11 protein-coding genes are annotated in these 11,390 nt (G+C 64.8%); 2 read left to right on the plus strand and 9 right to left on the minus strand.

Translation table 11 applies throughout. The features are described from left to right. Nucleotides 1–70: 70 nt before the first annotated feature. Entirely contained in the window at nucleotides 71–376 is a 306-nt protein-coding gene (locus SIN08_RS18050) for a hypothetical protein (protein WP_322452990.1), read from the plus strand. A gap of 69 nt (nucleotides 377–445) precedes the next feature. Here the strand turns inward: SIN08_RS18050 and SIN08_RS18055 are convergent, their stop codons facing one another. From SIN08_RS18055 to xylF, 3 genes are all read right to left on the minus strand, one after another. After that, nucleotides 446–1,231 (minus strand): ATP-binding cassette domain-containing protein, encoded by a 786-nt coding sequence (locus SIN08_RS18055; protein ID WP_322452991.1) that lies wholly within the window; start codon nucleotides 1,229–1,231, stop codon nucleotides 446–448. A 10-nt stretch (nucleotides 1,232–1,241) separates the two neighbouring features. Further along, nucleotides 1,242–2,555, minus strand: a complete 1,314-nt coding sequence (locus tag SIN08_RS18060) for a sugar ABC transporter permease (RefSeq protein WP_322452992.1) — start codon at nucleotides 2,553–2,555, stop codon at nucleotides 1,242–1,244. 100 nt (nucleotides 2,556–2,655) lie between these two features. Then, the gene (xylF, locus tag SIN08_RS18065) at nucleotides 2,656–3,699 is read right to left on the minus strand and encodes a D-xylose ABC transporter substrate-binding protein (RefSeq protein WP_322452993.1); all 1,044 of its coding nucleotides are present in this window, start codon (nucleotides 3,697–3,699) and stop codon (nucleotides 2,656–2,658) included. A 170-nt stretch (nucleotides 3,700–3,869) separates the two neighbouring features. Between xylF and SIN08_RS18070 the strand changes: the two genes are divergently transcribed. Then, complete coding sequence (locus SIN08_RS18070) at nucleotides 3,870–5,096, plus strand: ROK family protein (protein ID WP_322452994.1); 1,227 nt, start codon at nucleotides 3,870–3,872, stop codon at nucleotides 5,094–5,096. A gap of 198 nt (nucleotides 5,097–5,294) precedes the next feature. Here the strand turns inward: SIN08_RS18070 and phoB are convergent, their stop codons facing one another. The 6 genes from phoB to SIN08_RS18100 all read right to left on the minus strand — a co-directional run bounded on the left by phoB (nucleotide 5,295) and on the right by SIN08_RS18100 (nucleotide 11,377). Beyond that, complete coding sequence (gene phoB, locus SIN08_RS18075) at nucleotides 5,295–5,984, minus strand: phosphate regulon transcriptional regulator PhoB (RefSeq protein WP_378621265.1); 690 nt, start codon at nucleotides 5,982–5,984, stop codon at nucleotides 5,295–5,297. 18 nt (nucleotides 5,985–6,002) lie between these two features. After that, a complete protein-coding gene (gene phoU / locus SIN08_RS18080; protein WP_322452995.1) occupies nucleotides 6,003–6,707 on the minus strand; it encodes a phosphate signaling complex protein PhoU in 705 nt (234 codons plus the stop codon). 40 nt (nucleotides 6,708–6,747) lie between these two features. Further along, nucleotides 6,748–7,563 carry a phosphate ABC transporter ATP-binding protein PstB gene (gene pstB, locus SIN08_RS18085; protein WP_322452996.1) on the minus strand — a complete coding sequence of 272 codons (816 nt, stop codon included), beginning with the start codon at nucleotides 7,561–7,563 and terminating at the stop codon, nucleotides 6,748–6,750. A gap of 13 nt (nucleotides 7,564–7,576) precedes the next feature. Further along, nucleotides 7,577–8,869 (minus strand): phosphate ABC transporter permease PstA, encoded by a 1,293-nt coding sequence (pstA, locus tag SIN08_RS18090; protein WP_322452997.1) that lies wholly within the window; start codon nucleotides 8,867–8,869, stop codon nucleotides 7,577–7,579. A gap of 4 nt (nucleotides 8,870–8,873) precedes the next feature. Continuing rightward, nucleotides 8,874–10,253: a phosphate ABC transporter permease subunit PstC gene (gene pstC / locus SIN08_RS18095; protein WP_322452999.1), complete on the minus strand. Its 1,380-nt coding sequence runs from the start codon at nucleotides 10,251–10,253 to the stop codon at nucleotides 8,874–8,876. A gap of 89 nt (nucleotides 10,254–10,342) precedes the next feature. Then, on the minus strand, nucleotides 10,343–11,377 hold the full coding sequence (locus SIN08_RS18100; RefSeq protein WP_322453000.1) for a substrate-binding domain-containing protein: 1,035 nt from the start codon (nucleotides 11,375–11,377) through the stop codon (nucleotides 10,343–10,345). Nucleotides 11,378–11,390: the final 13 nt, after the last annotated feature.

The following is an 11,390-nucleotide window of genomic DNA, read 5'->3' on the forward strand; positions in this document are numbered from 1 at the left end:
GCACTTATGTGGCGGGATGCCCGGAACCCGCCCCCGGCGCGGTACGTTTCCATGGCGAGAGGAAAGCGCCATGGAACACTTCACCGCCCTGTTACTGATCGTCGGCTGCAGCGACAATCTGGCGGTCTGCACCGAATTGCCGGCCCCCGCACCCGTCTACGAAAGCGCCGCCGAATGCGAGCAGGCACTGCCACCCGCAATGCGTGAATATATGAGCGATTTCCCGCAGATCCTGGCGAAATGCCTTTCCGTTGATCCGGCGCTCAAGGAGCAGGATGCGGAGCTGGTCTGGGAAATCAACGGGCAAGGAGATCTGATCGCCTCGGTGGAACCAGCCACTGAATACAGCATTGCCGCCCGCCGAACGGGCGACTGATCGTCAAGCACGGGCAGAAGAAAACCGTGCGGTGGCAAGCGGCGACGATCCTCCTGCCTGCACAATGCTCTAAGCAGCGACCTGCAGCGCGCCGGGCCCCGGCACCGCCCCGGGCGGGCACTTGCCGAGGATGATCATGCCGAGCACTTCGTCCTCGGTAACGTCTTCCGTGCTCGCCGCGCCGACCACCTGCCCGTTTTTCATCACCACCACGCGATCGGCGAGATCGAAGACATCGTGGATGTCATGGCTGATCAGGAAGATGCCGATGCCGTCCTTCTTGAGCTGACGGACCAGATCAGAGACCTGGGCCGTCTCCTGCGGCCCGAGTGCCGCCGTCGGCTCGTCCATGATGAGGATGCGCGCGTTGAAATAGATGGCGCGGGCGATCGCGACCGACTGCCGCTGCCCGCCCGAAAGCCGGCTCACCGGCTCCTTGAAGCGCTGGAAGCGCGGATTGAGCCGGCCCATCACCTTGCGAGTCTCCGATTCCATGGCAACGTCGTCGAGCGTACCCCAGGCCGTCCTGAGCTCGCGGCCCAGAAACAGGTTCGCTGCCGCATCCACGTTGTCGGCCAGCGCCAGGGTCTGGTAGATGGTCTCGATGCCGTACTTCTTGGCATCGCGCGGATTGTTGATCTGCGCTTCCTCGCCGTTGACGTGGATGGAGCCCGCGTCACGCTTGTAGGCCCCGGACAGGATCTTGATGAGCGTCGACTTGCCGGCGCCGTTGTGTCCCACCAGCGCGACCACCTCGCCGGCATGAAGATCGACCGAAACGTCCTCCACGGCATGAATGCCGCCGAAGGCGATGGAGATGTTCTTCATCTCCACGAGTGGGGTATTGTCTGCCATGGCCTCCTCCCTACTGCACACGCTTGCGGTAGACCGTGTCGAGCCAGACCGCGACCACCAGCACCGCGCCGACGACGATGTTCTGCAGCGGCGTGTCGACACCGAGCAGGATCATGCCGGTGGCGAGCGACTGCATGAGAACCGCGCCGACCATGGCGCCGGCGATCGTGCCGACACCGCCGCCCAGCGACGTTCCGCCGATGACGGCCGCGGCGATCACCAGAAGTTCGTCAAGCGTACCTTGCGCGTTTGTCGCCGCGTTGAGGCGTGCCGTCGATATGGCGGAGGCGACGGCGACGAGTACGCCCATCAGAATGAAGATCTTCATGATCACCCAGCGGGTGTTGATGCCCGCCAGCTCGGCCGCTTCGGGATTGCCGCCAATTGCGAACACGTAGCGGCCGAAGCGCGTGCGCATCGCCACGAAGGTCATGACGATGCCCACGCCGATGGCGATCAGCACCGGGATGGCGATGCCGTGGGCGATGAAGAGGCCGCCTTCGGGCACGGTGATGTTGTGCGCCTCGGCATAGCGCCGCACGATCCCCGACGGCCAGGGATAGGCGTTGGCCACCGCGACAGCGCTCAGGATGAGCGCGCAGCCGACAGCACCGAGAAAACCTTCCGCCCACAGCGGCCGCAGGGGAAAGTCGAACTTGCGCCTTTGCCGCCGCCCCTGGATCAGCATGAGAACCAGCCCGACACAGGCCACGGCGCCGACGATCCAGCTCGCTGTCGCGCCGATGGCGCCATCCGGTCCCCCGCCCATGAGCCGGAAGGTGGCGTCCATCGGCGCCACGGTCTGGCCGCTCGTTACCCACCAGGCCGCGCCGCGCCAGACCAGGAGCCCACCCAGCGTGACGATGAAGGCCGGCACGCCGAGAAAGGCGATGATGTACCCCTGGAGCGCTCCGATTACCGCGCCGACGACAATGCCGGCGGCAAGCGCCAGGATCCAGATGGCCGGATGGCCGAAGCCCAGATAGTCGGGCAGGATCTGTGCCTGGGTCACGCCCATGATCATGCCGACGAAGCCGAGCAGCGAGCCCACCGAAAGATCGATGTTGCGGGTGACGATCACCAGCACCATGCCGGTCGACATCACCGCGACGGAGGCGGATTGGACGGACAGGTTCCACAGATTGCGCGGCGTCAGGAACAGACCGCCCGAAAGGAAGTGAAAGCCGACCCAGACGATCGCCAGAGCACCCAGCATGCCGAGCATGCGGGTGTCGAGTTCGGTCGCCTTGAGAAAGCGCCCGACCACGGTGTTCTCCGTCGCGGAAGCACCTTGCGAAGCTGCTTGAGATGTCGCGTCCGCCATCAACCCGTCTCCCTGTCGGCCCGGCTGCGCGACACCGGGACGCTTGCAGAAACGCCGCGGTTCGACCGAACCGCGGCGTCCTCAAACCTCAAACCGTCGCTCAGTCACACACCTCGACCGAGCCGGGCTCGACACCCTGGCACACGACGTCCCTGGAGACCCAGCCAGCATCGATGACCACGTCCAGATTGTCCTGCGTGATCGGCACCGGCTTCAGGAAGACGGCGTCCATCTCGATCCCGTTCGGGCCGTCGGACCACTTCACCGCGCCTTCGATCTCTTCCATCGCCGTGCCTTCGGCGAGCTGGTTGGCGATTTCGGCGGCCGCCTTGCCGAGTTCGCGCGCATCCTTCCAGACCGAGACGGTCTGCGTGCCGAGCGCGATGCGGTTGAGTGCGGCATGATCGCCGTCCTGGCCCGAGACCGGCACCGAGCCGGCGAGGCCCTGCGCCTCGAGCGCGGCCACGACACCGCCGGCGGTGCCGTCGTTCGAGGCGACGACCGCGTCCACCTCGTTGTTGTTGGCGGTCAGGATCTGCTCCATGTTGCGCTGCGCGTTGGCCGGCAGCCAGCCATCCGTATAGGCCTCGCCCACATTCTTGATCTTGCCCGAATCGATCGCCTCCTGGAGCACCTCCATCTGGCCTTCGAACAGGAAATCCGCATTCGGATCGGCCGAGGAACCCTTGATGAAGGCGTAGTTGCCTTCCGGCTGCACCTCATAGACGGCACGCGCCTGCATGCGGCCCACTTCCTTGTTGTCGAAGGTGAGATAGAAGGCGTCGGGGTTTTCGATCAGCCGGTCATAGCCGACCACCGGAATACCCTCGTTCATCGCGCTCTCCACCGCGGGCCCGATGGCAGAGGCGTCCTGCGCCAGGATGATGAGCGCATCGGCTCCCTGGGCGATCAGCGATTCCACGTCCGTGAGCTGCTTGGAGGCGGAAGACTGGGCGTCAGCGGAAATGTAGCTGTTGCCGTCGGCCTCGATCTGGGCCTTGATGGCCGCTTCGTCCGTCTTCCAGCGCTCTTCCTGGAAATTCGACCAGGAAACGCCGATCACCTTGCCCTCGGCGAGTGCTGCCGTGGACAGCGAGAACGAAAGCGTAAGACCCGCCAGGATGGCGGTAGCAGCATTTTTCATGATTTCCTCCCAGCGCCGGAATAGCGCGCGACATTCAACGAACGGCAGCCCGAAGATGATTTTTTCGAGCTTCGAAAAAAAGAATGACTCACGTTTTCACCCGTGTCAATATCGCTGGCATGTGGCACGGAGGGGGATAACAGCGCCGATGCCCGAGGGAGGAGCAGCCGATGACGGCGGGAATCCGTCATGACGAGATGCGCAAGCGCAACCGCGCCTTGGTCATCGCCGCCGTGCGGCAGACCGGACAGCCCTCGCGCACGGAGATCACCGGTCTCACCGGCCTCAGCCATTCGACCATTTCCGCCATCGCATCCGATCTCATAGACGAAGGCATCATGTGCGAGGCCGGCCAGGGGGAGAGTGCGCCGGCCCGGCGCGGCCGGCCCCAGGTGGCCATTGCGCTCAACCCGCGGGCCGCCACCGTGGTGTGCCTGCACCTGTCCTTCAACAGTCTCACGGCGGCACTGGTCGACTACTGCGGTAACGTGATCGACCGCAAGGTGCATCGCCTGGCCACCCTGGCCATGGAAAGGCAGGGCCTTCTTGATGCAGCAGTGCGCGCCGTGCGGGAAATCGCCCACGGGCGCGGGGGCTTCCAGCGCATCGCCGTGGCGGTGCAGGGCATTACCGACGCGGCGGGCACGGAAATGCTGTGGTCACCGATCACGCCGCACGACCGTTTGCGCCTGGGACCCGCCCTGGCGGAGGCGTTCGGCGTCCCCGTTACCGTTCAGAACGATTGCAACATGATCGCCGTGGCCTTGCGCTGGCTCTATCCGGAGCGCTATCGCGACAACTTCGTGGCCATTCTCCTGTCGCACGGCATCGGCATGGGACTGATGTTGAACGGACGGCTGTTCACCGGCACCGATTCCTCGGGCGGCGAGTTCGGCCACATGATCCACCGCCCGCAAGGCGCGCTGTGCCGCTGCGGGCGCCGCGGCTGCATCGAGGCCTATGCCGGTAGCTACGCCATCTGGCGCAGGGCACGCGGCCGGGACCTTTGGGAAAAGCCGATCGCCGACATCGACACGGCCGAGATGGGAGCTCTGGCCGGGCAGGCGCGCCAGGAGCAGGGCCCGGCACGCGCGGCGTTTCGGGAAGCGGCGGAAGCCATCGGCTTCGGCATCGGCAACCTGTTCGCCCTGATCGACCCCGCTCCGGTGGCCATCATCGGTCAGGGCACGGCGGCCTTCGATATCCTGGAGCCGAGGATCCGCGCCGCCCTTTCCGAAACGGCCGGCGGCCAGAACACCGGATCCGCGCATTTCGAGACCTGGCCGAACGAAACCCCCTTCATCCAGCACGGCAATGCCATGACCGCGCTGACCAGCCTCGACCGAGAGATGTTCGGTCCGGGCCTGCACGTGAACGGCAGCAGAAGCATCGCCTGAGGCAGCGTTTTCTCGGGACGCAGGTCAGGCCCGCTCCTCGCCGACGAATTTGCAATGCTCCACCATCGTCGACCAGGCGGAGCGGAATGAACCGGTGGTCGCAGTATTCCTCAAGATATCCCGAGGGAGCCGGAACGGCGCGTTGCGAAGATCCTGACCTTGCGAGATCAAAACGCGCGGCAGCAAGGGGTTTTCTCCTCAACTCTCCCTGATTGCGTAGCCGGCCCCGCGTATGGTGCGGATGACGTCGGGCAACCGGCCCTGGTTCACCGCCTTGCGCAAGCGGCCGACATGCACGTCCACCGTCCGCTCGTCGATATAGATCGTCTCGCCCCAGACATTGTCCAGAAGCTGACTGCGCGAGAAGACGCGGCCGGGATGCTGCATCATGAATTCCAGGAGGCGGAATTCTGTGGGCCCGAGCCGGATCTCGCTCTTGCGTCGATAGACGCGGTGGGATTCGCGGTCGAGCACGATGTCGCCGACCTTGAGCACAGTCGACAGCACCTCGGGCTTCGCCCGCCGCAGGAGCGCGCGGACCCGGGCGACGAACTCCGGCGTCGAGAACGGCTTGACCAGATAGTCGTCGGCGCCGGTGGAAAGCCCGCGCACACGGTCGCTCTCCTCGCCGCGCGCCGTAAGCATAATGATGGGCAGACGCTCGGTCTCCGAGCGCATCCTGAGACGCCGGCAAAGCTCGATGCCGGAGATCGCCGGCACCATCCAGTCGAGCACGAGCAGGTCCGGCACGTTCTCCTGCAGGCGCACCTCCGCCTCGTCGCCACGGTTGACCACCTCGACCTCGTAACCTTCGGCCTCGAGATTGTAGCGCAGCAGCACGCACAGCGGCTCGTCATCCTCGACAAGCATTACTTTCGGAGCGATCATCCCGGACCCTCCCGCTACTCATCGATCAACCGTCATCTGCGTCTCGTCCAGCTTGGGGCGCTGAACGGGCAGTTGTTCGCCGGTCAGGATATAATAGGCGTTCTCGGCGATGTTGGTTACGTGGTCACCCACGCGCTCCAAGTTCTTGGCGCAAAACAGGAGATGCGTGCATGCGGTGATGTTGCGCGGATCTTCCATCATATAGGTGAGCAGTTCGCGAAACACCGAGGTGTAGCGGGTGTCGATCTTCTCGTCCTCGTCGCGCAGCGCCGTGAGTGCAGCGGCGTCGCGCTCAGCGTAGCGCTCGACAACGGCCTTGACCTGGCTGAGAACCATGCCGGCCATGGTGTCGATCGAATGAGAAAGCTTGCGCGGGGCCGCTCCCTGCCCGACGGCGCCCACGCGCTTGGCGATGTTCTTGGCAAGGTCGCCGATCCGTTCCAGGTCGGCGGCCATGCGGATCCCGCCCACCACGGCGCGCAGGTCCTGCGCCATGGGCTGGCGCTTAGCGATCAGCGTGATCGCCCGCTCGTCGAGTTCGAGCTGCTTGGCATCCATAATTGCATCGTCGGAGACGACGCGCTGTGCCAGCCCGGTATCCGAGGTAAGCAGCGCCCGGGTGGCGGACTGCGTCATGGCGCCGGCAAGATCGCCCATATCGCGCAGCAGTCGATCGATATGCTCGAGATCCTCATCGAAGGAGGCGACGATATGCTCGGCCATGGATCTGTTCCCTTCTGAAATGCGTGGCGCGGCGGTCGGCTTAGCCGAACCGGCCGGTGATGTAATCCTGGGTGCGCTTGTCTTCCGGATTGGTGAACATGCGGTCCGTCGGTCCCTCCTCGACCAGATTGCCGAGATGGAACATGGCGGTGCGCTGCGAAACGCGAGCCGCCTGCTGCATCGAGTGCGTGACGATGACGATGGTGTAGTTCTCACGCAATTCGTCGATCAGTTCCTCCACCTTGGCCGTGGCGATCGGGTCGAGCGCCGAGCACGGCTCGTCCATCAGGATCACTTCCGGCGAGACGGCGATGGCGCGGGCGATGCACAGGCGCTGCTGCTGGCCGCCGGAAAGGCCGGTGCCCGGCTCGGTCAGCCGGTCCTTCACCTCATTGAACAGGCCGGCCTTCTGCAGGCTGGTCTCGACAACTTCGTCCAGCGCGGCCTTGCCGGAGGCGAGGCCGTGGATGCGCGGCCCGTAGGCGATGTTCTCGTAGATCGACTTCGGGAACGGGTTCGGCTTCTGGAAGACCATGCCGACCCGCGCCCTGAGTTCCACCACGTCGATACGCGGGCTGTAGATATCTTCGCCGTCGAGCGTGATCTCGCCCGTCACGCGGCAGATATCGATGGTGTCGTTCATCCGGTTCAGGCAGCGCAGAAAGGTGGACTTGCCGCACCCCGAAGGGCCGATGAGCGCAGTCACCTGGTTCTGGCGCACGTCGAGGCTGACACCGAACAGGGCCTGCTTTTCCCCGTAGAAGACGTTGACCCCCGAGCCGCGCATCTTCACGGTTTCGGTCCCGGTCGTTTCCTCGAGAGCGGTTTCGACGGCTGCTTCTGTCAACATGTTCATTTCCCTCACTCCGTTACCAGCGACGCTCGAACCGTTGCCGGAGATAGATGGCCACCGCATTCATGAATATGAGAAAGCCCAACAGCACGAGGATAGCAGCCGAGGTGCGCGAGACAAAACCGCGCTCCGGGCTGTCGGCCCAGATGAAGATCTGGGTGGGAAGCGCCGTGGCCGGCTCCATGATGCCCCCGGGCGGTGAGGTCAGGAATGCGTTCATTCCGATGAGCAGCAGCGGCGCCGTCTCGCCCAGAGCCTGCGCCAGGCCGATGATCGTGCCGGTGAGGATGCCCGGCAGCGCCAGCGGCAGGACATGGTGGAGGATGACCTCGTGCTTGGAGGCGCCGATGCCGAGCGCGGCCTCGCGGATCGACGGCGGGATCGACTTCAAGGCGGCGCGCGTGACGATGATCATGGTGGGCAGCGTCATGAGCGAGAGCACGAGCCCGCCGACGATCGGCGCGGAACGCGGCAATCCGAACACCTGGATGAACACCGCCAGACCCAGAAGACCGAAGACGATCGAGGGCACCGCCGCCAGGTTGTTGATGTTCACCTCGACGAGGTCGGTCCAGCGGTTCTTCGGCGCGAACTCCTCCAGATAGATCGCCGCGGCGATGCCGACCGGGAATGAGATCAGGAAGCAGACGAGGAGGGCATAGAAGGAACCGACGATGGCGCCGGCAAGGCCGGCCAGCTCCGGGAAGCGGCTGTCGGCGTTGACGAACAGCGCCCAGTTGAACGGCGCCGAGACGAGCCCGCGCTCCTCGAGCGACTGGAACAGCGCGATCTCCTCGTTCGAGACCCTGCGGCGGTCCTCCGGCAGGTCGCGGTCGATGACCCCCTTGTAGAGCTGGTCGTAGGGATCCGATGCCGGCACTTCGAGGACGAATGACTGGCCGACAAGCTCGGGATGCGCGGCCACGTGGTTGCGCACCACATTGACGGCGCCGTTCGACAGGATGCCCGAGGCAGCGCGCAACGCGGCCGGACCCTCGATCTGCGGGAAAAGCTGCTGGACGGCGTTGCTGACCACGGCGCGGAAATTGCCGTCGCCTGGATCGTCCGCCGGCACGTTCTCCGGATCGGCAGTGAACTCCACGGCGATCTTCGTCTGCACGAAGGCGCTGTGGCCGGTCGCGATCAGCGAGGCGATCAGCACACCGAGCAGGCCGATGGCGATAAGAATGGAGGCAAGCCCGTACATCTTGAGGCGGCGGTCGGCCGCATAGCGGCGCTTGCGCTTTGCCAACGCCTCCGGAGAGGACCAGTCGAACGGCTTGGAAGCTGAGGCGGTCGTATCGGACATTGGCCTACTCGTATTTCTCGCGGTAGCGGCGCACGATGCGCAGCGCCAGTACGTTCAGGCAGAGGGTCACCACGAACAGCACCAGCCCGAGCGCAAAGGCGGAGAGCGTCTTGGGATTGTCGAAAGCGGTATCACCGATCAGGAGCGTGACGATCTGCACGGTCACCGTCGTCACCCCTTCGAGCGGGTTCGCCGTCAATGTCGCGGTGAGCCCGGCCGCCATGACCACGATCATCGTCTCGCCGATGGCACGGCTGGCAGCCAGCAGGATGCCGCCGACGATGCCGGGCAGCGCCGCCGGAAGCAGAACCCGCGTCATAGTCTCGGCACGCGTGGCGCCCATCGCCAGCGAACCGTCGCGCATGGACTGGGGCACCGCCCGCAATGCGTCGTCGGAAAGCGACGAGATGAAGGGGATGATCATGATTCCCATCACGCCGCCGGCGGCGAGCGCGCTGTTGGGCGAGATGGCGATGCCCATCAGGCCGCCAGCCTGGCGAATCGCCGGTGCGACGGTAAGGACAGCGAAGAAGCCGTAGACGACGGTCGGCACGCCGGCCAGGATTTCCAGGATGGGCTTGACGATCCTGCGGATGCGGTCATTGGCGAATTCCACGAGGTAGATCGCCGAGAAAAGGCCGACCGGAATAGCCACGATCAGCGCGATTGTGGCGATCAGCAACGTGCCGGTGAAGACGGGCACGGCGCCGAAGGCGCCCGTACCGGCCACCTGGTCCTCGCGGATGGCGATCTGCGGCTCCCAGTTCAGCCCGAAGAAGAACTCCTGCGGCGGCACCAGCATGAAGAACTGCATCGCCTCGTAGGTGAGCGACACGATGATGCCGATGGTGACCAGGATGGCCGCCCCGGCGGAAAAGATCATGAGGAAATCGAGCGTGCGCTCGAAGGTCTGGCGTGCACGAAAGCGCGGCGCCATGCGCGAGCGCGCCATGTAGAACGCCAGCGCGGCGACTGCCAGGGCCACCACCACCATCGCCCATTGGGCAATGGTCTGCCAGGTCTGGTAGCGCTCCGCCGCAGCGAGGATCTCCGGCGAGGGCTCGCTGAAGATGCGACCGGACGCGACGTTCTTGATCTCGCTGAGATAGAGCGACAGGCGCGAGGCCGATGCGCCCTCCGTCAGGCTTGCCGGCAGCCAGGCCAGAAGCAGGCGGTCGATGATGGCGTCCTGAAAGAGAAGCCATAAAAGAACGAGAACGAGAGCCGGAACCCCCACCCAGACGGCGGCGAAGGCGCCGTGATAGATGGGGCGCGAATGGACACTGGTCCCGTGCGCAGCGACGAACTGGTTCGCCGTGGACCGCCCGACATAGAAGGCGACGAGCGACAGAGCCAGAATTGCGAGAAAGAGATATCCGGTCACGGCTGCATGTGCCTGCTTTTCTGTTGAACCAAGCAAAGCGCCGCACGCCGTGTCCTTCAGCAGGCCCGGCGTGCGGCAGCAAAGCGAACTTAGTTCGTGTAGCGGGTCAGGTGCTTGCCTTCCGTCGCCGCATTACGGACCTCTTCGCGCCGCTCGTCGGAGAGCGGAATGAGGCCGCGCTCTTCCAGATAGCCGCCGGGGCCCATCGCCTCCTCGGAGACGTACTCGTCGACGAACTCCTGAAGGCCGGGGATCACGCCGCGATGCGCGTTCTTCACGTAGAAGAAGAGCGGACGTGAAACCGTGTAGCTCTCGTCGGCGATGGTCTCCGGCGTCGGCTTGACGCCGTCGATGGCGACAGCCTTCAGGGTGTCCTGGTTCTCGTAGAGGAAGGAGTAGCCGAAGATGCCGAGCGCGTTGTGGTCGGCCTGCAGGCGCTGAACGATGAGGTTGTCGTTCTCGCCCGCCTCGATGAAGGGGCCGTCGGTGCGCATGCGCTGGCAGACTTCATCCTTGCGATCACCCTCGAGCGCCTCGATGGCGGGGAACTCCTCGCACCCCTCTTCCATGACGAGTTCGACGAAGGCATCACGCGTGCCGGAGGTGGGCGGCGGGCCAAAAACGGTGATCTCGGCGTCCGGCAGCGACTCGTCGATCTCGTTCCAACGCGTGTAGGGGTTGGCGACGACTTCACCATCAACCTCGACTTCCGAGGCGAGTGCCTGGAAGATCTGCGCCTTCGTGAGGTCAATTTCCGGACCCTCGGCGGAGTGGGCGATCGACAGGCCGTCGGAGCCGATCTGCACCTCGGTGACGCTGTCCACGCCATTCTCGAGGCACAGCTCGTACTCGCTCTCCTTCATGGCACGCGAAGCACCGGTAATGTCGGCGTGCTCCACGCCGACACCGCCGCAGAAGATCTGCATGCCGCCGCCGGTGCCGGTCGATTCGGTCACGGGAGCCGGGAAGTCGGTGGTGTTGCCGAATTCCTCGGCCACCGCCTGGGTGTAGGGGAACACGGTCGAAGAACCGACGATACGGATCTGATCGCGCGCGGCAGCGACGCCGGCCGACAACGACACGGCAATTGCCGTCGCCGATGCCGTGAGAATGAGTCTGCTCATGGGGCTACTCCCT

Source organism: Chelativorans sp. M5D2P16 (assembly GCF_034427935.1).
Lineage (GTDB): Bacteria > Pseudomonadota > Alphaproteobacteria > Rhizobiales > Rhizobiaceae > Chelativorans.